Source organism: Sphingobium boeckii (assembly GCF_014199215.1).
GTDB lineage: Bacteria > Pseudomonadota > Alphaproteobacteria > Sphingomonadales > Sphingomonadaceae > Sphingobium_A > Sphingobium_A boeckii.
In genome coordinates this window covers 14,180-40,394 of record NZ_JACIJC010000005.1, presented here as the reverse complement: position 1 = coordinate 40,394, position 26,215 = coordinate 14,180, and the positions used below count along the sequence as shown (strand labels likewise).

Annotated in this window: 24 protein-coding genes; 19 read left to right on the top strand and 5 right to left on the bottom strand. The window is 63.7% G+C overall.

The window, feature by feature from the left end; genetic code table 11:
* Positions 1-226: 226 nt before the first annotated feature.
* The 7 genes from FHS49_RS14655 (at position 227) to FHS49_RS14625 (ending at position 6,470) form a co-directional block, all read left to right on the top strand.
* Positions 227-871, top strand: coding sequence for a phosphoribosylanthranilate isomerase (locus tag FHS49_RS14655; RefSeq protein WP_184019955.1), 645 nt, complete (start codon positions 227-229; stop codon positions 869-871).
* Between the two features lie 117 nt (positions 872-988).
* The gene (gene trpB, locus FHS49_RS14650) at positions 989-2,221 is read left to right on the top strand and encodes a tryptophan synthase subunit beta (RefSeq protein WP_184019953.1); all 1,233 of its coding nucleotides are present in this window, start codon (positions 989-991) and stop codon (positions 2,219-2,221) included.
* A gap of 88 nt (positions 2,222-2,309) precedes the next feature.
* Positions 2,310-2,657 (top strand): endonuclease domain-containing protein, encoded by a 348-nt coding sequence (locus FHS49_RS14645; protein WP_184019951.1) that lies wholly within the window; start codon positions 2,310-2,312, stop codon positions 2,655-2,657.
* Entirely contained in the window at positions 2,654-3,493 is an 840-nt protein-coding gene (gene trpA / locus FHS49_RS14640) for a tryptophan synthase subunit alpha (protein WP_184019949.1), read from the top strand. Before FHS49_RS14645 ends, trpA begins: the two co-directional genes overlap by 4 nt.
* Complete coding sequence (gene accD / locus FHS49_RS14635; protein WP_184019947.1) at positions 3,490-4,344, top strand: acetyl-CoA carboxylase, carboxyltransferase subunit beta; 855 nt, start codon at positions 3,490-3,492, stop codon at positions 4,342-4,344. Before trpA ends, accD begins: the two co-directional genes overlap by 4 nt.
* A 126-nt stretch (positions 4,345-4,470) precedes the next feature.
* Positions 4,471-5,799 carry a bifunctional folylpolyglutamate synthase/dihydrofolate synthase gene (locus FHS49_RS14630; RefSeq protein WP_184019945.1) on the top strand — a complete coding sequence of 443 codons (1,329 nt, stop codon included), beginning with the start codon at positions 4,471-4,473 and terminating at the stop codon, positions 5,797-5,799.
* Positions 5,800-6,038: 239 nt separating this feature from the next.
* Positions 6,039-6,470, top strand: a complete 432-nt coding sequence (locus FHS49_RS14625; protein WP_184019943.1) for a DUF6628 family protein — start codon at positions 6,039-6,041, stop codon at positions 6,468-6,470.
* 102 nt (positions 6,471-6,572) lie between these two features.
* On the opposite strand, the gene FHS49_RS14620 is transcribed toward FHS49_RS14625, so the two are convergent.
* On the bottom strand, positions 6,573-7,982 hold the full coding sequence (locus FHS49_RS14620; protein ID WP_184019940.1) for an AmpG family muropeptide MFS transporter: 1,410 nt from the start codon (positions 7,980-7,982) through the stop codon (positions 6,573-6,575).
* Positions 7,983-8,071: 89 nt separating this feature from the next.
* On the opposite strand from FHS49_RS14620, the gene FHS49_RS14615 reads away from it, so the two are divergent.
* Positions 8,072-9,250, top strand: coding sequence for an aromatic ring-hydroxylating oxygenase subunit alpha (locus FHS49_RS14615; RefSeq protein WP_184019938.1), 1,179 nt, complete (start codon positions 8,072-8,074; stop codon positions 9,248-9,250).
* A gap of 76 nt (positions 9,251-9,326) precedes the next feature.
* Here FHS49_RS14615 and FHS49_RS14610 read toward each other — a convergent pair whose 3' ends face one another.
* Complete coding sequence (locus tag FHS49_RS14610) at positions 9,327-9,746, bottom strand: response regulator (protein ID WP_184019935.1); 420 nt, start codon at positions 9,744-9,746, stop codon at positions 9,327-9,329.
* 91 nt (positions 9,747-9,837) lie between these two features.
* On the opposite strand from FHS49_RS14610, the gene FHS49_RS14605 reads away from it, so the two are divergent.
* Genes FHS49_RS14605 through FHS49_RS14595 form a run of 3 tightly spaced genes read left to right on the top strand, consistent with a single transcriptional unit; the run spans position 9,838 to position 12,070 of the window.
* Positions 9,838-10,581 carry a pseudouridine synthase gene (locus FHS49_RS14605; protein ID WP_343052992.1) on the top strand — a complete coding sequence of 248 codons (744 nt, stop codon included), beginning with the start codon at positions 9,838-9,840 and terminating at the stop codon, positions 10,579-10,581.
* Position 10,582: 1 nt separating this feature from the next.
* Positions 10,583-11,119, top strand: coding sequence for a 16S rRNA (guanine(966)-N(2))-methyltransferase RsmD (gene rsmD / locus FHS49_RS14600; RefSeq protein WP_184019933.1), 537 nt, complete (start codon positions 10,583-10,585; stop codon positions 11,117-11,119).
* A 12-nt stretch (positions 11,120-11,131) separates the two neighbouring features.
* On the top strand, positions 11,132-12,070 hold the full coding sequence (locus tag FHS49_RS14595) for a DMT family transporter (RefSeq protein WP_184019931.1): 939 nt from the start codon (positions 11,132-11,134) through the stop codon (positions 12,068-12,070).
* On the opposite strand, the gene FHS49_RS14590 is transcribed toward FHS49_RS14595, so the two are convergent.
* Positions 12,030-13,301: an MFS transporter gene (locus FHS49_RS14590; protein WP_184019929.1), complete on the bottom strand. Its 1,272-nt coding sequence runs from the start codon at positions 13,299-13,301 to the stop codon at positions 12,030-12,032. The genes FHS49_RS14595 and FHS49_RS14590 overlap by 41 nt on opposite strands.
* A 35-nt stretch (positions 13,302-13,336) precedes the next feature.
* Positions 13,337-14,218, bottom strand: a complete 882-nt coding sequence (gene rhtA / locus FHS49_RS14585) for a threonine/homoserine exporter RhtA (protein WP_184019927.1) — start codon at positions 14,216-14,218, stop codon at positions 13,337-13,339.
* A 44-nt stretch (positions 14,219-14,262) separates the two neighbouring features.
* Between rhtA and FHS49_RS14580 the strand changes: the two genes are divergently transcribed.
* The 8 genes from FHS49_RS14580 to FHS49_RS14545 all read left to right on the top strand — a co-directional run bounded on the left by FHS49_RS14580 (position 14,263) and on the right by FHS49_RS14545 (position 24,517).
* A complete protein-coding gene (locus tag FHS49_RS14580) occupies positions 14,263-14,835 on the top strand; it encodes a helix-turn-helix domain-containing protein (protein WP_184019925.1) in 573 nt (190 codons plus the stop codon).
* Between the two features lie 338 nt (positions 14,836-15,173).
* Positions 15,174-17,462, top strand: a complete 2,289-nt coding sequence (locus FHS49_RS14575) for an ATP-dependent helicase (protein WP_343052991.1) — start codon at positions 15,174-15,176, stop codon at positions 17,460-17,462.
* Positions 17,463-17,563: 101 nt separating this feature from the next.
* Positions 17,564-18,733, top strand: coding sequence for an aspartyl/asparaginyl beta-hydroxylase domain-containing protein (locus tag FHS49_RS14570; protein WP_184019921.1), 1,170 nt, complete (start codon positions 17,564-17,566; stop codon positions 18,731-18,733).
* A 123-nt stretch (positions 18,734-18,856) separates the two neighbouring features.
* Positions 18,857-19,510 (top strand): L,D-transpeptidase family protein, encoded by a 654-nt coding sequence (locus FHS49_RS14565; RefSeq protein WP_184019919.1) that lies wholly within the window; start codon positions 18,857-18,859, stop codon positions 19,508-19,510.
* 73 nt (positions 19,511-19,583) lie between these two features.
* Positions 19,584-20,957 (top strand): MFS transporter, encoded by a 1,374-nt coding sequence (locus tag FHS49_RS14560; RefSeq protein ID WP_184019916.1) that lies wholly within the window; start codon positions 19,584-19,586, stop codon positions 20,955-20,957.
* Positions 20,958-20,995: 38 nt separating this feature from the next.
* Positions 20,996-22,279 carry an MFS transporter gene (locus FHS49_RS14555; protein ID WP_184019914.1) on the top strand — a complete coding sequence of 428 codons (1,284 nt, stop codon included), beginning with the start codon at positions 20,996-20,998 and terminating at the stop codon, positions 22,277-22,279.
* Positions 22,276-23,196, top strand: a complete 921-nt coding sequence (cysK, locus tag FHS49_RS14550; protein WP_184019912.1) for a cysteine synthase A — start codon at positions 22,276-22,278, stop codon at positions 23,194-23,196. The genes FHS49_RS14555 and cysK overlap by 4 nt, the downstream gene beginning before the upstream one ends.
* A 7-nt stretch (positions 23,197-23,203) precedes the next feature.
* A complete protein-coding gene (locus FHS49_RS14545; protein ID WP_184019909.1) occupies positions 23,204-24,517 on the top strand; it encodes a cell wall hydrolase in 1,314 nt (437 codons plus the stop codon).
* A gap of 119 nt (positions 24,518-24,636) precedes the next feature.
* Here FHS49_RS14545 and FHS49_RS14540 read toward each other — a convergent pair whose 3' ends face one another.
* Entirely contained in the window at positions 24,637-26,088 is a 1,452-nt protein-coding gene (locus tag FHS49_RS14540) for a phospholipase D-like domain-containing protein (RefSeq protein WP_343052990.1), read from the bottom strand.
* Positions 26,089-26,215 lie beyond the last annotated feature (127 nt).

The window sequence follows — 26,215 nt, the reverse complement described above, 5'->3', positions numbered from 1 at the left end:
CCTGGTCATAACCCACCTGTCATCCCCGCGAACGCGGGGATCCCGCTTCTTCTTCTTTCGGATGCTTCCAGGCAAAGCTGGATTCCCGCCTGCGCGGGAATGACACGGAGGTCAGCCTCCCAACCGTTTGTCCCGAGCCCTTCGACTGCTTGCAAGGCAGGCGCTCAGGCTCGGGACAAACGGAAGCAGGTTCGCACTGAACTTCCGCTTGCGGTAGAGGGACGGGATGAATCGAGTCTCTGCCAAAATCTGCGGCCTTTCCACGCCCCAAACGCTTGATGCCGCCATCAAACATGGTGCCAGCCATGTCGGATTTGTATTCTTCCCCAAATCGCCACGGCATCTGGATTTTGCACGAGCGCAAAGGCTTGCCGCACGCGTCCCGGGTCATATCCGCAAAGTCGGCGTGTTCGTCGATCCCGACGATGCGATGCTGGATGCCGCCGCCGGCGCGGCTGCGCTCGATGCCATCCAATTGCATGGTCATGAAAGCCCTGCGCGCGTGTCCGCGATCGCCAAGCGCTTCGGCATCGAAATCTGGAAGGCGATCCCCGTGCGCGCCAGCGCCGACCTCGCCACCGCGGCGATGTTCGACGGCGCAGCGGACCGCATCCTGTTCGATGCCAAGACTCCCGAGAATGCGGCACTGCCCGGCGGCATGGGTCTGCGCTTCGATTGGAAGCTGCTCGAGGGATTTCGCCACGGGATGCCATGGGCGCTCTCCGGCGGGGTCGACGCGGGCAATCTCGCCGAGGCCGCCCGGATAACCGGCGCGACGTTGCTCGACACGTCCTCGGGCGTCGAATCCGCGCCGGGCATCAAGGATGTGGACAAGATCGCCGCATTCCTTAAAGCCGTGGCCGCATTATGACTCGCTATCCGTTCCATACGCGCGTGCCCCAAGGGCTGTTCATGACGAGGCCGAGCTGGCGACCCAGCACCGCCCGAAAGAATAGCCCCACCGCGCTCGATAAAAACGGAATTTAACATGACCCTGATCAACTCACTCCGCAGCCAGCCCGATGACCGCGGGCATTTCGGCGAATTCGGCGGGCGCTATGTCGCCGAGACGCTGATGCCGCTCATCCTCGATCTTGAGGCGCATTACCGCGCGGCCAAGGCCGATCCCGCGTTCAAGGCGCAATTCGACGATCTGATGAAGCATTATGTCGGCCGTCCCAGCCCGCTTTATTATGCAGAGCGCCTGACCGAAGCACTGCGCGCCGAAGCGCCCGCAGGCAAAGGCGCGAAAATATACCTCAAGCGCGAGGAACTGAACCACACCGGCGCGCACAAGATCAACAATTGCATCGGTCAGATCCTGCTGGCGATGCGGATGGGCAAGAAAAAGATCATCGCCGAGACAGGCGCGGGCCAGCATGGCGTGGCCACCGCGACCGTGGCGGCGCGCTTTGGCCTGCCCTGCACGATCTTCATGGGCGCGCGCGATATCGAGCGGCAGAAGCCCAATGTGTTCCGGATGCGGCTGCTCGGCGCGGAAGTCCATGCGGTCGAATCCGGATCGAAGACGCTGAAGGATGCGATGAACGAGGCGCTACGCCACTGGGTCGCGAACGTGCATGACACATTCTACATCATCGGCACCGCGGCGGGTCCGCATCCCTATCCCGAACTCGTGCGCGATTTCCAGTCGGTGATCGGCACCGAGACCCGCGCGCAGATGCTTGAATATGAAGGCCGACTGCCCGATTTGCTGATCGCCCCCGTAGGCGGCGGATCGAATGCGATCGGCATGTTCCATCCCTTTCTCGACGATCCCGAAGTCGCCATGATCGGCGTCGAGGCGGCGGGCGAAGGCATAGAGACCGGCAAGCACGCCGCGAGCCTCGCGGGCGGCGCATCGGGCGTGCTCCACGGCAACCGCACCTATCTGCTGCAGGATGACGATGGCCAGATCACCGAGGCGCACAGCATCTCGGCCGGCCTCGATTATCCCGGCATCGGTCCCGAACATAGCTGGCTCCATGAGATCGGCCGCGTGCAATATGTGCCGATCACCGATGCGGAAGCGCTGGCGAGCTTCCAGCGCCTGTCCGCGCTGGAAGGCATCATCCCCGCGCTCGAATCTGCCCACGCCACCGCCGCCGCGGAAAAGATCGCGCCGACCATGGATGCGGATAAATTGCTGGTGATCAATTTGAGCGGCCGCGGCGACAAGGATATCTTCACCGTAGCCGAAGCGCTGGAGACGGAGATCTAATAGCCCTCTCCCCTTCAGGGGAGAGGGTTGGGAGAGGGGGAGGCCGAAGACATGCGCGATCCACGCCTCATCGAATATTGCCAAAGCAATGCGCTGTGAACCGACCGAGCCGGAATTGCGATTATGGCTGCAACTCCGTGCCAAACGCTTCAACGGAATCAAATTCCGGAAGCAAAAAGTGGTCGGCCCGTATATTGCCGATTTTAGCGCGCGTGAGCCCATGCTCGTGATCGAGCTGGATGGCGATAGCCATGGCGAACGGCACGACTATGATTTAAGGCGCACCCAATTCTTCGAGAAGCAAGGTTATCAGGTCGTGCGATTTACAAATGCTGATGTGCTGGGAAATCTGGAAGGCGTATTGGAAAGTCTGATGAATTTGACAGGCACTGCCCCTCTCCCAACCCTCTCACCTAACGGGGAGAGGACTCAATGAGCGCCCTCTCCCCCACAGTGCGCGATCGGCTCTCCGCCACTTTCGCCCGGTGCGCCGCCGCAAACCGCGCGGCGCTCGTCACGTTCGTGACCGGCGGCGATCCGACGCCGGCGGGTACCGCAGACGTGCTTGATGCACTGGTGGCGGGTGGCACGGATGTGATCGAGCTGGGGATGCCCTTCACCGATCCGATGGCGGATGGCCCCGCGATCCAGCTCGCCAATCTGCGCGCCTTCGACGCCGGCACGACCACCGCGCATATCCTCAAGATCGCTTCCGATTTCCGGGCACGACATCCGCAGGTGCCGCTGATCCTGATGGGCTATGCCAATCCCATGCTCCGCCGCGGTGCGGATGCCTTTGCCGCCAGCGCCCGCGATGCGGGCGTGGATGGCGTGATCTGCGTCGATCTGCCGCCTGAAGAGGATGCCGAGCTTGGCCCTGCACTCCGCCACGCCGGGCTCCATCTTATCCGCCTGGCCACGCCGACCACCGACGCCGCGCGACTTCCCGCCGTACTGAATGGCGCATCGGGCTTTCTCTATTATGTATCGGTCGCCGGGATCACCGGGCTGCAGCAGGCCGCGCAAAGCTCCATCGAAAACGCGGTCGCCAAGCTGAAAGCCGCGACCGACGTGCCCATTGCCGTCGGCTTCGGCGTGCGCACCCCCGAACAGGCGGCGGCGATCGGCCGCGTGGCGGATGGCGTGGTGGTTGGCTCGGCCATCGTCGAACTGGTCGGCCAGCATGGCGCCCATGCTGCCGGGCCAGTGAAGGATTATGTCGCATCGCTCTCCGCAGCGCTGCTGACCGCACGAAAGGAAATGGCCGCATGAGCTGGCTCACCCGCGTCCGCAACGCGATCCCCTTCATCGCCAAGCGCGAGACGCCCGACAATCTCTGGCATAAGTGCAAGAGCTGCGGGCAGATGATCTTCATGAAGGAATTCGAAGACAATCTCTCCGTCTGCCCCAAATGCGATCATCATGAGCGAATCGGGCCGAATGCGCGCTTCAACCAGATCCTCGACGAGGGAAGCTGGCGCACGCTGGCGATTCCCCGCGTGGCAGACGATCCGCTCAAATTCCGCGATTCCAAGCGCTATGTCGATCGCATCAAGGCCGCGCGCGCCACGACCGGAGAAACCGATGCGCTAATGAACGCCAGCGGCACGATCCAGGGTCATCGCGCGGTGGTCGGCGTGCAGGATTTCGCTTTCATGGGCGGATCGATGGGCCTTGGCGTGGGCGCGGCCTTTCTCGAAGGCGTGCGCACCGCGATCGCCGAACGCGCACCCTATATCATCTTCACCGCAGCGGGCGGCGCGCGGATGCAGGAGGGGATCCTCTCCCTCATGCAGATGCCCAAGACCACGGTGGCGATCGCCGAGCTGCACGATGCCGGCCTGCCCTATATCGTGGTGATGACCGATCCCACGACCGGCGGCGTCACCGCCAGCTATGCGATGCTGGGCGACGTGCAACTGGCGGAGCCCAATGCGCTGATCGGCTTTGCGGGGCAGCGCGTGATCGAATCGACGATCCGCGAGAAACTGCCCGAAGGCTTCCAGCGCGCCGAATATCTGCTCGATCACGGAATGCTCGATATGGTGACCCACCGCAAGGCGCTGCCTGAAACGCTCGGCACGCTGATCGGCTATCTGTGCGAGGCTAGGGTCAACGCATAGAATTTGGAAGGAAATTCCCCAGAAACCGTTTGTCCCTAGCCAAGTCGAGGGACGTGGTGACAGTTCCAACGTCCCTCGACTTCGCTCGGGACAAACGGTTTAAACCCGTAGAATGACGTCCAAACCATGGCTGATTCCGCGCGCTCCACCGATCCTGCCGTCCAGCGCCAGCTCGATCGGCTGACGATGCTCTCCCCGGGTCGCGATGTGCTCGGGCTGGAGCGGATCACGGCTTTGCTTGATCGCTTGGGCAAGCCGCAGGATCATCTGCCGCCGGTGTTTCATGTGGCGGGCACCAACGGCAAGGGATCGACCTGCGCCTTTCTGCGCGCCGCGCTCGAAGCCGCGGGGCTGCGCGTCCATGTGTATAGCTCCCCGCATCTGGTGCGCTTCAATGAGCGTATCCGCATCGCTGGCGCGCTGATCGACGATGCCATGCTCGCGCCGCTGCTGTCCGAAGTGCTCGACTGTTCGGAGGATATCCATCCCAGTTTCTTCGAGGCGACCACCGCTGCAGCCTTTCTGGCCTTCACCCGCACGCCCGCCGATGCCTGTGTGATCGAGGTCGGCCTGGGCGGACGGCTGGACGCGACCAATATCATTGCTCGCCCCGCCATCTGCGGCATCGCGCAGCTCGGCATCGATCACGAGGCGTTTCTGGGCGCTGATGCGGCGGGGATCGCGGGTGAAAAGGCCGGGATCGCCAAGCGGGGCGTGCCACTCGTCACCATGGATTATCCCGCGCCGTTGGTGGCGCGGATCGCCGAGGTCGCGGCCCGTGCCGATGCGCCCGTGCTGGCGCGTCACGCGGCGTGGCACTCGACCATTTATGAAGGGCGGCTGCATTATAAGGATGCGCACGGCCGGATCGACGCGCCGCTGCCCCGCCTGCCCGGCGCGCATCAGGCGCAGAATGCGGCACTCGCCTTCGCCATGTTGCGCCATCAGGATGCGGTGCATGTGCCCGAGGCGGCGCTGAAGGCCGCGACCGGCTGGGCGGAATGGCCCGCGCGCTTGCAGAAACTGGCGGGCGGCCCGCTCGATGCGCTGCTGCCCGCAGGGTCGGCGCTGTGGCTGGATGGCGGCCACAATCCGGCGGCGGGCGCAATGATTGCAGCGCATATTGGCGAAACGCAGATTGATGGCGCGCCCTTCCACATCATTCTGGGAATGCTGGAAAATAAGGATCCCGCCGGCCTGCTCGCGCCCTTTGCCGGGCTGGTGCAGAGCCTCACCGCCGTGCCCGTGCCCGATCACGCGCATCATGATCCGGCGGCGCTGGCAGCGATCGCCGCCGCCATCGTGCCGCATACCAGTCGCGCCGATGACGTGCGCTCCGCCCTCGCCCGCATTGTGGCTGAGGCCGATCCGGCCAATCCGCCGACCGTGCTGGTGCTCGGTTCGCTCTATCTCGCGGGCGAAGTGCTGCGCGAAAATGGCCAGATTCCGGACTGACCCCATATTGCTTCCCGACAGGCGGCGGGGGACCGCTTGCGGTGGAGCGGCAGTGCGCTGACGTATTCGGACTTCCGTGCGGCGACGGCCCCACCGTCGGCCTCGGCTGCCACCGGTCCGTTCCGGGGAAACATCGCCCCCTTCCCCTTGCCGGCGACCAATTTCCACAAGCCCGTTATTGATATTGACTTGCAATAGAGTGATGGCATGATGCCCCTCATAATCAGAGAGGAAGACTCATGCAGCCACATGCCCAGGAGACATTCGCCGAAGCCCCAACGGGCGGGCGCACCGCGCGAATGCTGGTGTTTGCGATCCGGCGAATGGCGACTTTCGGGCTGAACGACGCCCATGCCGCCCATGCGGCGCTCACCCATTTCGGCCTGTCTTACCGCCGCCCCTTGATCCTCACGCGCACGATGATGTCCGAAATCGCGCGCGCTTCGAAACAGACCGTGATGGTCGCGCCCTGCTGCTGCGCGCGCATCACCAAGGACGAGGCGACGCTGCTCTCAGCGCTCGGTTGCGCCAATAGCGATACGCCGCACGCGCATTTCCTGCTCTCCGATCTGATGGGCACGCCCGATTGCCTGGGTGCGGTGACCACCGCGCAGGCACTGTCGCAGGCGTGCGCGGATCTGGGCAAGCCATTGGAAATGTTTAGGCGTTGAGTTCGAACCGCCTTAACCGTTTGTCCCAAGCGCAGTCGAGGGACGTGGGAACGGTCACCACGTCCCTCGACTGCGCTCGGGACAAACGGATGAGAATGGCTCTTAAGATGGTCGGATGGGGATGGACTCCAGTTCGATCCCATCATCCTCGGTGCCCGGCTGGCGCACGCTCGACACCACATAGCCCCGGCTCCACAGCAGCCAGAGCAATAGCATCCCCGGAATTGCGGCGATCACGGTAAATCCCCAGAATCCGATCCAGCCCACTTTCTCCGCCACGATCCCGGCCGGACCCGCCATGAAGGTGCGCCCCACCCCGGCAAAGGACGACAGCAACGCGAATTGAGTCGCGGTATAGGCGAGGCTGGAGAGGCCCGAGAGATAGGTGGTGAACACCGTCAGGCCGATCCCGCTGGTCAGATTCTCGGTGACGATCGCCGTGACCAATATCCAATATTGATTGCCCGTGGCCGCCAGCACCATGAACATGACGTTGGAAAACATCATCATCAGGCCCGAAAACAGCAGCGCGCGTCCCATGCCGAGCCACAGGATGAACGGCGCGCCCAGCGCCGAGCCGACGATCAGCGCGCCAAAGCCCCAGATCTTGTTGGCGGAAATATAATCGAGATCGGCAAAGCCCAGATCGACGATCATCGGGCTGAGCATCGCCTGCCCCATCGCATCGCCCACCTTATAGACCAGAACGAACCCCAGGATGATGAACGCGCCATGCCGCGTCAGAAATTCGCGAAACGGATTGACGACGCTTTCGGTCAGCCATTGCCCGGCGGTCATGCCCGCAGCTTCGGCATAGCGATCGACGAACTTGCCCGGCCCGGCCCAAAAAGCACCGATGATCGCCGGGATGATCGCGAAGGCAGTGAGGCCATAAGCGGTCGCCCAGCCAAGCCCCAGGCCTTCGTTTGACGCAAAATAGATCGTGCCCGCGCCCGCGATCAGATTGCCGGTGCGATAGCCGAACTGGTTGGTCGCGGTGCCATGCGCGAACTCGTCATCTTCCAGGATTTCGATGCGATAGGCGTCGATCACGATATCCTGCGTGGCCGAGAGGAACGCCACGATCAGCGCCCAGAGCGCGAATGGCCCCAGATGCCCCGGCTGCGGATCGCTCGCGCCTAATTGCCAGATGGAAAAGAACAGCAAGGCCTGGACGAGAAACAACCAGCCGCGGCGCTGCCCGAAGGCCTTGGTCAGGAAGGGAAGCGGCAATTTATCGACCAAAGGCGCCCATAGAAATTTGAGCGTATAGGGCGTGCCAAGAGCCACCGCGAAGCCGATGGTCGCGGTGTCGATCCCTACCTTGGCCAGCCAGAAGGTCATGGTCGCGACGAGCAGCGTCAGAGGGAAACCGCTCGATATTCCGAGCAGGAACGTGACCATCGGTGCCTTGCGCAGATAGGGACGAAAGGCAGGCACCGAGAGCGCGACGAACGCCGCGCCGCCGAGGATGGCCACGAAAATCACGAAACGGAGGAGATCGACGGACATTCAGGCTCCCTGCCTTTAGATTTTTGGGGAAGCTAGCGAATTTATCCTTTATGCCTAGGCCAAAGACGATGGAGAGGATCAGCCGCGCCATGAATGCGCTTACCCCGACTTCGGGCCAGCTCGCGCTGGCCGACGCGATCGCCCATGGCCAGCCCAAACGGGGCGACGCGATCACCTATGTCGCGGCGTCCACTTATACCGATCCTGCGCGTTTTGCGCTCGAGAAAGACCGTATTTTCGATGTCGCGCCGCAGGTGATCGCGCCGTCCGCATTGCTGCCGCAAAACAATATGGCGGTGCCGCATGATGGCTTCGGCAAGCCTTTGCTGATCGCGCGTGACAGCGCGGGCGTGGCGCATGTTTTCCTCAACGTCTGCCAGCATCGCGGCACGCGGCTGGTGGAGGGCAGCGATCCGGTCTGCGCCGCACGGCTGGTGTGCCCCTATCATGCCTGGACCTACAGGATGGACGGCAGCCTGATCGGCATCCCCCGCCCCGATGCTTTCCCCGATTTCGACAGGGCCGCGCATGGATTGAAACGGCTGCCCACGTTCGAGGCGGGCGGGCTGATCTGGTTTTCCTTCGATGACGCCGCGGATTTCAGCGAGGCAGAGACGCTCGGCCATGATTTCGATGCCTTCGCGCTGGGCGACCAGCACCTGTTCGCGCGGCGCACGCATGATGTGCCGGCGAATTGGAAGCTGATCATGGACGCCTTCCTCGAAAGCTATCATGTCCAGCGGCTGCATAGCGGCACGATCGGCCCTTTCTTTCAGGATGGCGTGACCAGCGGCGATTCGATCGGCCCGCATCAGCGTTCGGCGGTGGGCCGCGAGGCCGCCGTGGCGGCGCTCGATTTCGGCGACTGGGCGGCGCTCCGCGCCGGCATCACCTTTGCTTATCAGCTTTTCCCCGCCACGGTGATCATCGTCAGCCCGGATTATGTGAACGTCATGGTGCTGATGCCCCGCGCGGCGAACCGCGTGCTGGTGGAGGATTTCATGCTGATCCCGGAAGCCCCGCAATCGGACAAGGCGCTGGATCACTGGCAGCGGAGTTGGGATTTGCTGGACGGCGGCGTTTTCGCTGCCGAAGATTTCCGCGCGGCGGCGCTGGGGCAGGAAGGGCTTGAATCGGGCGCGCTCGAACGGCTGACGCTGGGCACGCTGGAGAGCGGGATCCGGGCGTTTCATGACATTTCGGAGGCGCGGTTAAGGCAGATCGACGAAATTAAACCGTCTGTCCCGAGCGAAGTCGAGGGACGTTAGACCAAGCACCACGTCCCTCGACTTCGCTCGGGACTAGCGGAATGGGTCTCGCAATCCGCTCCCAACAAGAGAGGATTTAATACAGGCTCAACCCGACCGGCAATCGCTTCGGCATCTTGCCCGCCAGCGCCAGTTCCAGCGCTTTCAGCGAATCGATCAGATCGCGCTGCGCATAGGGTTTCGTGAGACAGCCTACCGAAATCTGCGGCGCCTCAACCGGGCAACTGCCGGTTACGAACAGCAGCCGCACGCCCAGCGGCTGCACGGTGCGCGCCAGATGCACGCCGTCATGCTCGCCCGCCAGCGCCACGTCGCTCAGGATCAGATCCACCTCTCCGGCCTCGATCACGGCCATGGCGTCGCCGAAACGATCGACCGTCGCCACCACCTCATAACCCGCCTCGCCCAGCGCATGTTCATTGTCGAATGCCACCAGCGGCTCATCCTCGACGATCAGGAGCCGGTTGATCAGCCTTTGCTTCCGCGTAAACAACATCTATTGCGCTTTCACCTTCGCGCCCCCCGGCACCAGCGCCCTAGCTGCTCCCGGATGAGCGCGCATCGATTCATTTTGTTCCGGAGATACCGTGCGCGAACCCCAGGCCAAGCCGAAAGAAGAACAGCGGATCGCGAAATTGCTCGCGCGCGCTGGCATCGCCTCGCGGCGCGAAATCGAGCGCATGATCGCCGAAGGGCGCATCGCGCTCAATGGCAAGGTGCTCGACACCCCTGCCACCATCCTGAAATCGCTCGCGGGCGTGACGGTGGATGGCAATCCGGTGCAGCAGGCCGCACCCGCGCGCCTGTTCCGCTATCACAAGCCTTCGGGGCTTTTGACCACCGAGCGCGATCCCAAGGGGCGCCCGACCATCTACGACAAATTGCCCAAGGATCTGCCGCGCGTGATGCCGGTGGGCCGGCTCGATCTGAACACCGAAGGCCTGTTGCTGCTCACCACCGATGGAGAGTTGAAGCGCCAGCTCGAACTGCCATCGTCGGGCGTCACGCGCACCTATCGTGCGCGCGCCTATGGCAATGTCACGCAGGCGCAGCTTGAGGATCTGATCGAGGGCGTCGAGATCGAAGGCGTGCGCTATGGATCGATCGACGCCAATCTGGAGCGGCGCACCGGCGCGAACACCTGGATCGAGATGAAGCTCACCGAGGGCAAGAATCGCGAAGTCCGCCGCGTGCTCGAATATCTCGGCCTCAAGGTCAGCCGCCTGATCCGCACCAGCTATGGTCCGTTCGGGCTGGACGACATGCCGATCGGCTATGTCGACGAGATTCGCCCGCAGGATCTGGGTATCTTCAGAAAGACGCTGAAATAAAATGCGCATTATCTCCGGCGCATGGCGCGGCCGCACGATCAAGGCGCCCGCAGGCCAATCCACCCGCCCCACCAGCGATCGCACGCGCGAAGCCTTGTTCTCCATGCTTGCCAGCCGGCTGGGCAGTTTCGAAGATCTGCGCATCGCCGATCTTTTTGCAGGCACCGGGGCGCTGGGCTTCGAGGCGCTGTCGCGCGGTGCCGCGCATTGCACTTTTGCCGAAACCGACCGCTGGGCCTTGGCCGCGCTCAAGACCAATGCCGATCTGCTCGGCGCTGGCGACCGCGCCGACATTCGCCCGCAATCGGCCACCGGGATCACCGGCGGCCCTTTCGATCTAGTCATGCTCGATCCGCCCTATGAAAGCGGCCTGGGGCAAAAGGCGCTCGAAAACCTGATCAAACGCGGCGCGATCCAGCCGGGCACATGGATCAGCATCGAGACGGGGATCAAGGAATTGGTGCAGGTGGAGGGTCTGGCGATCGAATCCGAACGAATCCACGGCAAGGCGAAGCTGACTTTACTGACCTTCGCCTGAAGCCATGATCCGATGACGCCTCCGATCAACCAGCGCATGGGCCTGGCGGAATGGGCGGTCCTGATCTTTCTCTCGATCCTGTGGGGCGGATCCTTTCTGTTCATCAAGCTCTCGCTCCACAGCTTCCCGCCGCTTACATTGGTGCTGCTGCGCGCGATCCTTTCAAGCCTGATGATCTATGCGTTCATCCGATTCACCGGTCGGCGGCTGCCCACTTCCCCCTCGGTCTGGATCGGGTTCACGATCCTCGGCCTGCTCAATATCGCGCTGCCGCTGGCGCTGTTCGCCTGGAGCCAGCAGCATATCGGCGCGGGGCTGGCCTCGATCCTGAACGCGACGACACCCTTGTTCAGCGTGGTCGCGGCGCATTTCATGACGCATGACGAGAAGGCGTCGGCCGCCAAGATCGCCGGTGTCTTCTTCGGCATGGCCGGGGTGATCGTGATGATCGGCGGTGATGCACTCGGCGGGATGGGAGATGATCTGGCACCGCAGATCGCCTGCCTGATCGCGGCGGCGTCCTATGCCTTTGCCAGCATCTATGCGCGGCGCTTCCAGCCCTGGGGGATAGAACCCGTCCATGTCGCTGCCGGCCAAATGATCACCACGGCGCTGATGCTGTTTCCCATCGCGATGATCGTGGATCAGCCATGGACGCTGCCCGCGCCATTGCCCGAAGCGGTGATCGCGATGGTCGCGCTGGCGCTGTTTTCCACCGCGCTCGCTTATATCCTTTATTTCCGGCTGCTCGAAACCGCAGGGGCCACCAATGCGCTCCTGGTCACCTTCCTCGTGCCGATTACCGCCATATTGCTCGGGATCGCGATCCTCGGCGAAGCGCTTGAACTGAAGCATTGGGCGGGAGTCGCGCTGATCGCGCTTGGTCTCGCCGCAATCGACGGCCGGATGTTCAGCCTTTTTCGCGCAAAGCCAGCAGCGCGACCAGGCTGAGCGAAGACGCCACTGCCAGATAGAGACCGACCCAGATCAGGCCGCCATATTGCGCCAGCGCCTGCGCCGCGACCGGGGTCAGCCCGCCGCCCAAAATGCCCGCCATGTTGAACGCCAGCGACACGCCGGTGTAGCGCACCCGTGCCGGGAACAGACCGGGCAACCACGCCCCGAGCGGGCCATAGACAAAGCCCATCACGAACAGCGCCACGCTCAGCCCGATGAAGATCGTCACCAGCGATCCGGATTCGAGCGCGGGGGCGAGCAGCAGGCCGGTGACGATCGCAGCCACCGTACCATAGATCAGCACCCGACCCGCGCCGATCCTGTCCGACGCGACACCGGAGAGCGCAATGCCCACCGCCATGAACAGGATCGCGACGATCTGCATGGAGAGGAACACCTGCCGGTTGATCCCCAGCGTTGTGGTGGCATAGCCCAGCGCAAAGGCGGTCGCGAGATAATAGACCGCAAAGCAGGCGATCGCGCCGAAGGTGCCGCCCAGCGTCGCCTTCCAGTGATCGCGCAATAATTCGCCCATCGGCACGCTGGGTGGCGGCCCTTCCTCCAGCACGGCGGCGAAGGCGGGCGTCTCGGTGATTTTCAGCCGCACCCACAGGCCCAGCCCGACCAGCACGATGCTGAGCAGGAAGGGAATGCGCCAGCCCCAGGCCATGAACTGTTCCGGTGTCAGCAGCGCGCCAAGGATCAGGAACAGGCCATTGGCGGCGATAAAGCCCACCGGCGCGCCGAGCTGCGGCACCATGCCGAAGCGACCGCGCCAGCCCGGCGGCGCATTCTCCACCGCGAGCAGCGCCGCGCCGCCCCATTCGCCGCCAAGGCCGAAGCCCTGGCCGAAGCGCAAGATACACAGCATCACCGGCGCGGCCCATCCCGCGGTTTCATAAGTCGGCAAAAAGGCGATGGCGAGCGTCGATCCGCCCATGAGCATCAATGAGGCGACCAGCGTGGATTTGCGCCCGATCCGGTCTCCATAATGGCCGAACACCCAGGCACCGAGTGGCCGAGCGACAAAGGCCACGCCGAGGCTGGCATAGGCCGCCAGCAACTGGACCGAGGGCGATGTCGCAGGAAAGAACAATGGGCCGAACACCAGCGCCGCCGCGGTGGCATAGATATAGAAATCATAGAATTCGACCGATGTGCCGACGAGGCTGGCCATCAGGATGCGGCGAGTGGACGGGGCGGATGCGGTGGCTGATGCGGTCATGGTCTCTCCTGCAGCGGCCATAGCCCTATCCGTCGTCAATCGGCAACGGGCACCGGGGCGGTCTTCTCCCCGATCGTGAGCGCAGCCCCCAGCGACGCCGCCACAATGGCCGCGATCGCCGCCCATTGCACCGTCGCCAGCCGTTCGCCCAGAATGATGAGCCCGGAAACCGCGCCGATGGCCGGCTCTATGCTCATGAGCGTGCCAAACACGCGCGCGGGCATCCGCGTCAGCGCCACCATCTCCAGCGAATAGGGAAAGGCGGTGGAAAGCACCGCCACGCCCAGCGCCAAGGGGATCGCCGCGGGTGTGAACAGCGCCGCGCCGGCATCGACGACCCCCACCGGCACGATGATGAGCGCGGCAAACACCGTGCCCCAGGCTACGCTGTTTGCGCCGTGATCGCCGCCGGCTTTCTTCCCGAACAGGATATAGCCCGCCCAGAATGCGCCCGCGCCCAGCGCATAGGCCGCACCCACGGGATCGATATCGCTTGCGCCCAGGCCGATCGGCAGCAAAAGCAGCAGCCCCGCTATGGCAAGGATTACCCACAGAAAATCGAGCAGTCTGCGCGATCCCAAAATCGCCACCAGCAACGGCCCGGTAAATTCCAGCGCGATCGCCACGCCCAGCGGCAAGGTGCGCAAGGCCATGTAATACAGCAGGTTCATGCCGCCGAGCGCCGCGCCATACAGGATCAGGGATCGCCACGCGCGCCCCTGCGGCATCATGCGCCAAGGCCGGAACACGATCAGCAGGATGAGCGCGGCAAACAATAGCCGTAGGGCGGTCGCGCCGGGTGCGCCGGTGATGGGAAACAGGCTCTTGGCGATGGTCGCGCCCGTCTGGATCGAGATCATCGCGATCACCAGCAACGTGATCGGATAAGCAACGCTCCCCGTGAAAGACCGGCTCATCGCTTGCTCCGGAGGGGATCGTACAGCATAATGCCCCTGTCATTATGAGCACTATATTGCACAGTCAACCCCGTCCGCCTGTTCTTGCGCATGTCGCGGGCAATCTGCGTCACCACCGCGCCGCCGCTGCGATGAGCCAGGATGCGCTGGCCACGGCTTCCGGCGTCAGCCGCCGGATGATCGTCGGCATCGAGGCCGGAGACGCCAATGTGAGCCTTGCCACGCTGGACAAATTGGCGGAAGCCATGGGCGTGCGCTTTTCCGATCTGGTCCAGGCACCCACCTTGCCCGATCCCGCGCGGATCGAGGAACTGGCCTGGGCGGGCGAAGAGGCCGAAAGCCGCGGTGTGCTGCTTTCCAGCTTCGCCACCGCGCAGGAAGTGGAGGTGTGGCGCTGGTCGCTCGCGCCGGGCGAGATCTATGCCGCGGTCACCCACGACAATCGCTGGAGCGAGACGGTGTGCGTGATCGAGGGGACGCTGCTGATCCGGTTCGAAAACGGTACGCGCAAGGAAATCGCCGCCGGGGATTTCCACGCCTATCGCTGCGACGCGCCGCGCACCTATGAAAATCACGGGACGGCCATCACCCGCTTCTTTCGCACCATCGCGCATTAAACCTTCTCCCCTCCCGGCCTTCCGGGAGGGGCTGGGGGTGGGTTCTTTTTTTCACGCGGATCGCGAAGCAGAAAGAAGAAGTCACGACCCCCAGCCCCCTCCACGAAGGCGTGGAAGGGAGCAGAAGGCGTGGCGGTATGTGGACGCGCTCAACACCGTTCGGGCTGAGCCTGTCGAAGCCCTTTTCTTTTGGTGATCTCATAACAAAGAGGGTTCGACCGGCTCAGCCCGAGCGGGTGTAGGGTCCAAGACGCGTTTCTTCGGCCGTGGACATCCTGATGACAATTGCCCCACCTGCCCCATTGCCCTCAGGCCATTCGTTCCCTAACTGTTCGCCTGTGACCATCCCCGCCCCCGCCCCGCCCAATGCTTCCGGAGACCCGCCCTATATCGCGGGTCTGAACGCCCCACAGCGCCAGGCCGTGCTGACCACCGATGGCCCCGTCTTGGTGCTGGCGGGTGCCGGCACAGGCAAGACCGCGGCGCTCACCGCGCGGCTGGCGCATCTGCTTTACACGCGCAAAGCCTGGCCTTCCGAAATCCTGAGCGTCACCTTCACCAACAAGGCCGCGCGCGAGATGCGGGAGCGCGTGGGCCGGATCGTCGGCGATGTGGTGGAAGGAATGCCCTGGCTTGGCACCTTCCACGCGATCGGGGCGAAGATGCTCCGCCGCCATGCCGAGCTGGTCGGCCTGCAATCGAATTTCACGATCCTCGATACCGACGATCAGCTCCGCCTGATGAAGCAGCTCATCACCGCCGCCGATCTCGACGAGAAGCGCTGGCCCGCGCGGCAATTGGCGGGGCTGATCGATGGCTGGAAGAACAAAGGCCTCACCCCCGACATGATCGACGCGGGCGAGAGCGAGCTTTATGCCAATGGCCGCGGCAAGGAGCTTTACACCGCCTACCAGACCCGCCTGCGCGCATTGAACGCCTGTGATTTCGGCGATCTGCTGCTGCACATGCTGACCATCCTCAAGACCGATCGGGACGTGCTCGCGCTGTATCAGCAGCGCTTCAAATATATCATGGTGGACGAGTATCAGGACACCAATTCGAGCCAGTATCTCTGGCTCCGCCTGCTCGCGCAAAGCCACAAGAATATCTGCTGCGTGGGTGATGACGATCAGTCCATCTATAGCTGGCGTGGTGCGCAGGTGGAAAATATCCTGAAGTTCGAGAAGGACTTCCCTGGCGCTGCTGTCATCAAACTTGAACAGAATTACCGGTCCACCCCCCATATCCTGGCGGCCGCCTCAGGCGTGATCGCCAACAATGGTGGACGGCTGGGCAAGACGCTGTGGACCGCGGAAGATGCCGGCGAAAAGGTCGAGGTGCTGGGCGTCTGGGATGGCCCGGAAGAAGCGCGCCGTGTCGGCGAGGAGATCGAGACCCACAAATTTCGCGGTGGATCCTTGAACGATATCGCGATCCTTGTCCGCGCGCAGCACCAGACCCGCGAGTTCGAAGACCGCTTCATCTCGATCGGGCTGAATTACAAGATCGTTGGCGGATTCCGTTTCTATGAACGCGCTGAAATCCGCGATGCGCTCGCCTATCTTCGCGTGATCAACCAGCCCGCGGACGATCTGGCGTTCGAGCGTATCGTCAACGTCCCCAAGCGCGGGCTTGGCGACAAGGCAGTGGCCAAGGTCCATCTGCTCGCGCGCGCCGAGGGCATTCCGCTGATGCTGGCCGCCGCGCGCATCCTCGACAGCGACGAACTCACCCCGCAGGCGCGCCGCTCGCTTGGCAATCTGGTTGGCGATATCGCGCGCTGGCGGGATATGGCCAATGATCTGCCGCACCCCGAACTGGCGCGGCAGATCCTCGACGAGAGCGGCTATACCGCCATGTGGCAGGCCGAGAAATCGACCGACGCCGCGGGGCGTCTCGAAAACCTGAGCGAACTCGTCCGCGCCATGGAAGAATATGAAAATCTCGGCGCGTTCCTGGAGCATGTCAGCCTCGTCATGGACAATGAGGCCACGGCGGACGAGGCCAAGGTGACGATCATGACGATCCACGCCGCCAAGGGGCTGGAATATGACACGGTATTCCTGGTCGGCTGGGAAGAAGGCGTGTTCCCGTCGCAACGCGCGCTGGACGAGGGCGGCCTCGCTTCGCTGGAAGAGGAACGGCGCCTGGCCTATGTGGCGATCACCCGCGCGCGCCGCCGCTGCGTGATCCTCCACGCTGCCAACCGGCGCATCTATGGGCAGTGGACCAGCAGCATTCCCAGCCGCTTCGTCGGCGAATTGCCACCCGAGCATATCGAGGCGCAATCGAGCATGAGCGGCGGCGAGAGTCTCTGGCGCGCCAATTGGTCCGAACGTGCCGATCCCTTCGCCCATGTCGAACGGGGCACGGGCCGCGGCCCCGGCTGGCAACGCGCGCAGACATTGGGCGGGGTCAAGGCGGGGCCATCCCGCGTCGTCGAATCCCGCGCCAGCGCGGTCAGCCTGGGAAACAAGGGCCGCAGCGACGTGAGCCTGGGCCTGCGGGTGTTTCACACCAAATTCGGCTATGGCGTTATCGCCGAAATCGAAGGCAACAAGCTGGAGATCGATTTCGAACAAAGCGGCCGCAAGCGCGTGATGGACAGTTTCGTGACGGTGGGCTGATGCCGCCGCGCGCATATTGCCCTCACGCATATCGCCATTAGACTGGGCATCATGATCGTTCGATTTTACAGCCCTGACCTAAGCCATGTTGAATTGACCCGATGACTCTCACACGGGCGGCGCTGGAAAGCCTTGTGCAGGAAGGCGTTGCGGCTTTGCGGCGCGGCGACGGCGGGACGGCGCGGGAGCGGCTCGACCAGGTGGCGGCTGCGGGCAATGGCTTCCCCGCCCCGTGGCTGCTGATCGCACAGGCCTGTCAACTCATGGGCGATGACGCCGCAGAGGAACGGGCGCTTGATCGCCTGCTCTCCGAAGACGTCCGCCATTTGCCCGCATTGCTCATGATGGGTGGCGTGAAAGCCCGCCGGGGTGATGATCGCGCCGCCTATGTCAATTATCAGGCCGCGCTCAACATGGCCGCAGAGACGGGCAAGATTCCCGAAACCCTGACTCCGCTTCTGCAGCGCGCAGAGCAATTCCTTCAAGGCAGCACGCGGCGCTTCGAAGATCATCTTCGCGCCAGCCTTGAAGCCAAGGGGCTCGCGAATCCGACACATCGCGTGCGTCAGGCCCTCGACCTGCTTCTTGGCAAGGCGGAAGTCTTTCTTCAGCAGCCCAGTGTTTTCTATTTTCCCGGCCTGCCGCAACGGCAGTTTTACGAACGCGATGAATTTCCCTGGCTGCGCGATGTCGAGGCCGCCATTCCGGCGATGCAGGCAGAATTGCGGGTCGTGATGGATCAGGGCCTTGAATTCGCGCCTTATGTCGAAGCGCTTCCTGGCCGGCCACGCCCCAATAACGCGCTGCTCGACGATCCAAGCTGGGGGGCTTTTCATCTCTGGCGTGGCGGGGCGCTCGTCGCCGAGAATGCGGCCCGTTGCCCCCGGACGATCGAAGCCTTGAGCCGCGCGCCCATCCCGATCATTGCAGAGCGATCACCCATGGCGCTCTTCTCGCTCCTCAAACCCGGCACCCATATCAAGCCGCATCACGGGATGCTCAACACACGCCTCATCTGCCATGTGCCGTTGATAACGCCGGCGGGCTGCGCGCTGCGCGTTGGCAACGAAACTCGCACCTGGGACGATGGCAAAGCGCTGATTTTCGATGATAGTTTCGAACATGAGGCCTGGAACGAGGGCGATTCCACGCGTGTGGTGCTGCTGTTCGAAATCTGGCGGCCTGAAATCCATGATGAGGAACGCGCGGCGCTCACGACGATCTTCGAATCGATCAACGCCTATCAAGGCGCGCCCGACCCGGCCGGCTGAGCGAACGCGTCCGCGTTAAGATTCACCATAGTCGCCGTCCCGGCCCGGCACAGCGGAAATCACCATCTTCTCGTGCCCGGCGCTTTGGGTCAACAAAGCGTGAATCAACACGGGTCCATGGGCATGAACATCTCTTTGATCGCGCGGACGGGCGCGAAACTGGTCTTTGCCGCGGCGCTGGGCGCAGGTGCCATGGCGATGACCGGATTGCCGGTGCGGCTGCCCGCCAGGGAGGAGGTGCCCCGGCCTGCTGCGAAACCTGCCGTGCTCCAATCGGCGATGCAGACCATCGACGCCGCGGCGGCCGATCCCGCGCCTTATGTCATCAAGGACGTGCTGCAGATCGATCATCCGCTGCGGCACGGCGATTATGTGTGGAATGACGAAGGCGTGCCCGCCGGGCCGCTGCTCATCACCGTGGATCTGGAGGCGCAAACGCTGTCGGTATTCCGCGCGGGCTATGAAATCGGCGTCGCGGTGATCGTCTATGGTGCCGACGAGAAACCCACCCCGCTGGGTGCCTTCGCCATTTCGGAGAAGGATGCGGATCATGTGTCCAATCTCTATGACGCGCCCATGCCGTATATGCTGCGGCTCACCGACGACGGCGTGGCGATCCATGGCAGCGAAGTGGCCGCCGATGCCGCCACGCACGGCTGCGTCGGCGTGCCCACCGCGTTCGCAAAGCGGCTCTTCGGGCAGGCGAAGCTGGGAGACCGCGTGGTGATCACACGCGACCGGATGCTGCGGATCGGAAACAGCGTGCCGGTCGCCTGACCGGATCGGCCGCGGAGCGATCACGAACGGATACGGAGGTGACATCCCCGCAATCCCGCGCCAAGGGAGACGCGTGACTGACGGCCTTCCCACACCGCGCCGCTATCGTGCGATCCTGGCGCTTTCCTTCGGCACCGCGCTGGTGGTGATCGATGGCGGCATCGCATCGGTGGCGCTGCCCACCATCGCGCGCGATCTGGGCGTTGATGCGTCGGCTGCGGTGCTGGTGGTGACAGTCTATCAGCTCGTGCTGGTGATGATGTTGCTGCCCTTCTCCAATCTGGGGGATCGCATCGGGCATCGCAAACTCTACCAATATGGCCAGATCGTCTTCACGGCGGCCACCATCCTCTGTTTCTTCGCGGAAAGCCTGCCCTTCCTGCTTGTGGTACGCGCGGTGCAGTCGCTGGGGGCGGCTGCGGCGCTCAGCGTCTCCTCGGCGCTGGTGCGATCGATCTACCCGGCCAGGCATCTGGGGCGCGGCATGGGGGTGAACAGCGTGGTGGTCTCAAGTTCGATCGCGCTGGCACCCACATTGGGCGGGATGATCCTGGCGGTTGCGCCCTGGCCCTGGGTATTTGCGGCCGCCGTGCCGTTCGGCCTGATCTCCTTGCTGCTGGGCCGCGCCTTGCCCGAATCGAAGCCACGCGATCAGCCGTTCGACATGCTTGGTGCCGTGATGTGCGCTGCGTTTCTCGGCCTGATCGTGTCCGGCATGGAAAGCGCGGTGCATGGTGACAGCCCGGTGATCTCGGCCGCGATCGTGCTGGCGGGGGCGGCGCTCGGCCTGTTGTTCGTCCGGCGCGAATTGCGCGATCCCAATCCGATCCTGCCTGTCGATCTGCTGGGTCGGCCGGTGATCGCGCTTTCGATGATCGGTGCCATGGCCGCGTTCATCGGCTCGATGACCTTCCTGCTCTCCTTGCCCTTTCGCCTTCAGCATGAATTCGGCTTTTCGCCCGGAGAAGTCGGCACGGCGATCGCGCCCTGGCCGCTGACAGGGCTGTTCGTAGCGCCGCTGGCGGGCGCGATGTCCGATCGATATCCCGCCGGATTGCTTGGCGGGATCGGAACGGCGATTGCAGCGACGGGGCTTGTTGCCATGGCGCTGCTTCCGCCCGAACCATCCTATCTCGACATCGCCTGGCGCATGAGCCTGTGCGGCGCAGGCTTCGGCCTGTTCCTTTCGCCCAACGCCCGGCTGATCATCGGAAGCGTGCCGATCACGCGCGCGGCCTCTGCGGGCGGCCTCATCTCCACCAATCGTCTTTTGGGGCAGACTCTGGGGGCCACGCTGGTCGCCACGCTGCTGGCGTTGGGCCTGGGCGACGGGCGTGCACCGGCGTTCATTGGCGCCGGGCTGGCCTTGATCGCCGGCATGTGCAGCATCGCGCGGCTCAATCCGGCGATCCGCATTCCATCGAAGGACGAAATCGGAATGGATTGAGGCGTTGAACTCCGCACCAATCCCGGCATAGAGAGCGCGTGTCAAAACCAGCCCACCCTTTCGCCTTCCGCGATTTTCGCTTTTATTTCATCGCCCGCCTGACGACGACGCTGGCGCAGATGGCGATGGTCATCGTCATCGGCTGGCAGGTCTATGATATTGCGCGCACCGATCTGGGCATGTCGACTAGGGATGCCGCCTTCCAGCTTGGACTGATCGGGCTGGCCCAGTTTCTGCCGTTGCTTGTCCTGACGCTGGTCGTAGGCTGGGTGGCGGACCGAGTGGATCGGCGCTGGATCGCGCGGGCCGCGATCGGGCTTGAGACGGGATGCGCCATGGCGCTGTTCTGGCTGACCTATACCGATGCCGTCACCCTGCCTGCCCTGTTCACCGTGGCCGCGCTGCTCGGCGTGGCGCGCGCCTTTGCCGGCCCCGCGCTGGGCGCGCTGGCACCCAATCTCGTGCCACCCGCCACGCTGCCCGCGGCCATCGCGATCAGCGCGATCGCGTGGCAAACCGGCTCGATCCTCGGCCCTGCGCTGGGCGGCATCCTTTACGATCAACATGCGGCGCTGTCCTATGGCGTCAGCATGGCGCTGTTCGCGGTCGCCTTCCTGGCGCTGCTCATGATCCGGGCCGTGCCGCGATCGGATATGGCCGGGGGCGGAAAGCCATGGCAGCAGATGATCGAGGGAATGCACTATGTGCGTCAGAACAAGCTGGTTTTCGGTGCGATCTCGCTCGATCTGTTCGCTGTTCTATTGGGGGGCGTGACCGCGGTTCTGCCCATCTATGCGCGCGACATCCTTCAGGTCGGCCCCGAAGGGCTTGGCCAGTTGCGCGCGGCCCCCGCTGTCGGCGCGGTCACCATGGGCATCTGGTTCGCCTGGCGTCCGCTGCGCTATAATGTGGGGCGCAAACTGCTGATCGGCGTGGCTGTCTATGGCGCGGCGACCGCCATCTTCGGCATATCGCGCTCCCTGCCGCTGTCGCTCGTGATGCTGGCACTGCTGGGTGCTGCGGACATGATGTCGGTCTATGTCCGGCAATCCCTGATCCAGTTGCATACGCCCGATGCGATGCGCGGTCGGGTCGGCGCGGTCTCTTCCCTGTTCATTTCCGGATCGAACGAGCTGGGCGAGGCACGCGCCGGCTTCCTCTCGTCGGCGATCGGCGCGACGACAGCGGTTGTCGCGGGCGGAATCGGTGCCATATTGGTGGCGGGCCTCTGGGCGCGCTGGTTTCCGGCCTTGCGTGACGCGCGCAGCTTTGCATTGCCCGCATTGGATGAAGACGTTTCCCTGAAGGAGAAATCGACATGAAAGCCGGATCGATCCTAGAGACCATCGGCAATACCCCGCATATCCGGGTCGGACGCCTGTTTCCCGACGCCGAAGTGTGGATCAAATCGGAGCGTTCGAACCCCGGCGGCTCGATCAAGGACCGCATCGCGCTCGCCATGATCGAGGCGGCCGAAGCTTCCGGCCAGCTTCAGCCCGGCGGCACCATCGTGGAGCCGACATCGGGCAATACCGGAGTCGGCCTGGCGATGGTCGCGGCGGTCAAGGGCTATAAGCTCATCCTCGTGATGCCCGAGAGCATGTCCGTCGAACGCCGCCGCCTGATGCTGGCCTACGGCGCCAGCTTCGATCTCACGCCCAAGGAAAAGGGTATGAAGGGCGCGATCGAGCGGGCGATGGAGATCGTGGACGAAACGCCGGGCGCATGGATGCCGCAGCAATTCGAAAATGCGGCGAATATCGCGGTGCACAGCCGCACCACCGCGCAGGAAATCCTGAACGATTTCGCGGATGCGCCCATCGATATCCTCATCACCGGCGTGGGCACCGGTGGCCATATCACCGGCTGCGCGGAAACGCTCAAGAAGAGCTGGCCCAATCTCAAGGTCTATGCGGTCGAGCCAACGCTCTCGCCCGTGATCTCGGGCGGCCAGCCCGGTCCTCACCCCATCCAGGGCATCGGCGCGGGCTTCATTCCGGCCAATCTGCATACGCAGGCGATCGACGGCGCGATCCAGGTCGATCCGGCGGATGCCAAGGATTATGCGCGCCGCGCCGCCACGGTGGAGGGGATGCTGGTCGGCATCTCATCCGGCGCGACCTTGGCCGCGATTGCGCAGAAGCTGAAGGAAGCGCCGGCCGGTACACGCGTACTGGGCTTCAATTACGATACCGGCGAACGCTATCTCTCTGTCCCCGATTTCCTGCCGGAAAGCTGAGGGCCGTTTGACCGAAACCACAGCGGAGACGGCGGCGCGCAGACGCGGGCCGAACCGGCTGGCGATCGCCATGCTGGCCGTCTTCGCACTGGGGCTGGCCGGTGCTATCTGGGCAGCGTTCAATTCCGGAAAGTTGGTCGCACTTTACGCGTCGACGCCGGCCACGCAGGCGATCAACGAACCCGCACGCACGGCACCGCCGCCACCAGTGGAACCGCTGGTTCTGAAACAGGTCGCGCCCGAGGATGCGGTGGCGATCAACGCCAGAGTGGCCTTCTCCACCGCACCCAATCCGCCGGCGCGTCCGTTCGCCTTTACAGGCAACCCCGCCGCACTGATGCGGGCGACGGACTGTCTCGCCGCGGCCATGCTCTATGAAGCGGGCGGCAGCGATGTGCCCGGCCAGCGCGCCGTGGCGCAGGTGGTTCTTAATCGCGTCCGCCATCCCGCTTTCCCCAAATCAGTGTGCGATGTCGTGTTTCAGGGGCAGGAGCGCAGCACTGGCTGCCAATTCACCTTCACCTGCGATGGTGCGCTTGCCCGCGCTTATGATGCAGACGCCTGGACACGCGCACGCAAGGTGGCCGCCGAGGCGCTCGGTGGCAGCGTTTTCGCCAAGGTGGGCACGGCCACGCATTATCACACGGACTGGGTGGTGCCTTATTGGAGCGGCAGCCTCGACAAGATCGCAGCGGTCGGCACGCACCTGTTTTTCCGCTGGACCGGATGGTGGGGCACGCCTGCCGCCTTTCGCGGCGGCGTGAGCGGCGGTGAGCCTGTGGTGCCCAGGCTGGCCGCCTATTCCGAAGCGCACCGATCCGGCCTGCCTGGCGAGCAGATCGACGGCATGGTGCCCGCGCTCGATGCTGCAAACGTGCCGCCCAGCAAGGCGCGCAGCCTGATGCAAATGGGCGAGACCTTCATCGTCACGATCGATCCCAAGGCCGCGCCGGACAGCTTCACCAGCCTCGCCATCGCCACCTGCGGCGCGCGGCCCTATTGCAAGTTCATGGCCTGGGCGGACAAGGACGAGACGCCCAAATCGCTCCCGATCGATCCACAAATCCATGATCGGATGGCCTTTAGCTATCTGCGGATGAAAGAGAGCAATTTCGAGAAATCGCTGTGGAATTGTGCCAAATTCCCCCGCCCCGGCGCGCAGTGCATCCGCGGCACGATCGGCACCGCGCCCAAGGGCAATGCGGTGATCCGCCGGCGACCAGGTGTTGCGGGCGACGAGGCGAAACCGGCGCAGGAAAAATTCACGATCAGGCGACGTCCCGATGCGACGGGGACACCCGAGGTGACGGCGACGCAATAAGCGTTGGAAGCTGATTCATTCACCCGTTTGTCCCGAGCGAAGTCGAGGGACGTTGGTGACAGGCCCAACATCCCTCGACTTCGCTCGGGACAAACGGTTTGAGAGGTGGTTTCGGAGACTTACCGCAAAGCGCCCAGCCGCCCCCGCCATCGTTTGAACAAACCGCCCTTTTTGCCCGGCAGTTCGAACATATCCTCGGGCTTTTCCGGATCGAGTAATTCATTCTCCGCGATGAAATCCTCCAGCGCATCGGGCTCGTCGAATTCGAGCAACTCCAGCGTCTTGCCCTTGCCCTGCAGCGCCTTGATCGTGGCGATCAGCGATCCGGTCTTGGCGAAATGCCGCGCCACCGTATCGGGCTTCACGCCGAGATGTTCGGCCATCAGCCGTGTCCGCAAGGCCGTGATCGCCTCGCCCGCCTTTGCATTGGCCGCCAAGCGGGTGTCGATCGCCAGATCGCATTCGCTGTCCAGCCGCTGGGAGCGATTGTTCATGTTCGACGAGCCGATCCTGAGCACGCGATCATCCACGATCATCACCTTGGCATGGACGTAGATGTCGTCGCCGCGCTTCGTTTTGGGGGTATAGATGCGGAACCGGTTCTGCGTATCGATCTGCCCGATCGCCTGCGCCAGCCGCACCCGCGCGCCGTCCATCGCCTTGGCCTCCAGCCAGCCGTCGGCGCTCACCGGATTGATCATCACGATCTCGGGCGGATTCTTTTCCTTCATCCGCGCGGCGATGGCCGCCGCGATCTTGCCGGACGTGAAATACTGATTTTCGATATAGATGAAGCGCTCGGCCGATCCGATCAGATCGAGCCACAGGGTCTCGATCTCGCACACCTCTTCGAAATCGAGATATTTGGCGCGCGTTCGTGAAACCGCCACATCGACATCCCGAAAATCGGGCTCAAGCTCTTCGGGCCATGGATCGTTGCTGTCCTTGATCGGCTTCAAATCCTCGCCGGTCGCGCGCTCCCATCGATCATGCCCCAATGCGGACAAGGCCTTGGCCGCGGCACCGTCCACGATCATCGTCGCGTCGTGCCACGGCATATAGGGCTGGCCGCCGGGACGCGTGCGCCGCGGATCATCGTCCACATGCGCGCATGTGTCCCATCGGTCTCCCGTCATGTCGATCCCGCCGCACACCGCAAAGGCGTCGTCGATCACAACCACTTTCTGATGATGGCTGCATCCCGTGGGGTGCGCGCCATCGAATTTGAAGGTGATCTGCTTGGTCATCGCCCAGCGGGCCATCATGAACATCGAGGCACCGCGGCCGAGCTGCTTCAATGCGCCGACATCCCATTTCAGAATGTCGATCGCGATATCGGGCTTGGCCTTCGCCAGATCGAGCAGGAACTGCCCCAGCGTCTCGCCGGTATGCGAACCGTCATCGGTGCGCTCAAGCTGGATACGCGCATCGAAATCCCAGCCGATGAGAAGGATGCGATGCTCTGCATTCAGCATCGCCTGCCGCACGATCCGGTAATAATCACAGGCGTCGACGATCACCGCGGCGCGATCCGCGCGCGCGATCTGCCAGCAATTGCGGCCCGGTTTCACCACCGGCTGCGTTGCGTTTTTCAGGATCCGCGCTCCCGATGCCGGCGGCGCGCCGAAATCTCCACCGTCCGGTCTTCAGCCAAAGGCACGCGCATATTTCTGATCTCCGGGCTGCCCATCATCGCAA

Excerpts from the sequence above, each read along its gene's own strand:
- FHS49_RS14655 (WP_184019955.1), top strand. The coding sequence starts at position 227 with ATGAATCGAGTCTCTGCCAAAATCTGCGGCCTTTCCACGCCCCAAACG.
- trpB (WP_184019953.1), top strand. The coding sequence starts at position 989 with ATGACCCTGATCAACTCACTCCGCAGCCAGCCCGATGACCGCGGGCAT.
- FHS49_RS14645 (WP_184019951.1), top strand. The coding sequence starts at position 2,310 with ATGCGCTGTGAACCGACCGAGCCGGAATTGCGATTATGGCTGCAACTC.
- trpA (WP_184019949.1), top strand. The coding sequence starts at position 2,654 with ATGAGCGCCCTCTCCCCCACAGTGCGCGATCGGCTCTCCGCCACTTTC.
- accD (WP_184019947.1), top strand. The coding sequence starts at position 3,490 with ATGAGCTGGCTCACCCGCGTCCGCAACGCGATCCCCTTCATCGCCAAG.
- FHS49_RS14630 (WP_184019945.1), top strand. The coding sequence starts at position 4,471 with ATGGCTGATTCCGCGCGCTCCACCGATCCTGCCGTCCAGCGCCAGCTC.
- FHS49_RS14625 (WP_184019943.1), top strand. The coding sequence starts at position 6,039 with ATGCAGCCACATGCCCAGGAGACATTCGCCGAAGCCCCAACGGGCGGG.
- FHS49_RS14620 (WP_184019940.1), bottom strand. The coding sequence starts at position 7,982 with ATGTCCGTCGATCTCCTCCGTTTCGTGATTTTCGTGGCCATCCTCGGC.
- FHS49_RS14615 (WP_184019938.1), top strand. The coding sequence starts at position 8,072 with ATGAATGCGCTTACCCCGACTTCGGGCCAGCTCGCGCTGGCCGACGCG.
- FHS49_RS14610 (WP_184019935.1), bottom strand. The coding sequence starts at position 9,746 with ATGTTGTTTACGCGGAAGCAAAGGCTGATCAACCGGCTCCTGATCGTC.
- rsmD (WP_184019933.1), top strand. The coding sequence starts at position 10,583 with ATGCGCATTATCTCCGGCGCATGGCGCGGCCGCACGATCAAGGCGCCC.
- FHS49_RS14595 (WP_184019931.1), top strand. The coding sequence starts at position 11,132 with ATGACGCCTCCGATCAACCAGCGCATGGGCCTGGCGGAATGGGCGGTC.
- FHS49_RS14590 (WP_184019929.1), bottom strand. The coding sequence starts at position 13,301 with ATGACCGCATCAGCCACCGCATCCGCCCCGTCCACTCGCCGCATCCTG.
- rhtA (WP_184019927.1), bottom strand. The coding sequence starts at position 14,218 with ATGAGCCGGTCTTTCACGGGGAGCGTTGCTTATCCGATCACGTTGCTG.
- FHS49_RS14580 (WP_184019925.1), top strand. The coding sequence starts at position 14,263 with ATGAGCACTATATTGCACAGTCAACCCCGTCCGCCTGTTCTTGCGCAT.
- FHS49_RS14570 (WP_184019921.1), top strand. The coding sequence starts at position 17,564 with ATGACTCTCACACGGGCGGCGCTGGAAAGCCTTGTGCAGGAAGGCGTT.
- FHS49_RS14565 (WP_184019919.1), top strand. The coding sequence starts at position 18,857 with ATGAACATCTCTTTGATCGCGCGGACGGGCGCGAAACTGGTCTTTGCC.
- cysK (WP_184019912.1), top strand. The coding sequence starts at position 22,276 with ATGAAAGCCGGATCGATCCTAGAGACCATCGGCAATACCCCGCATATC.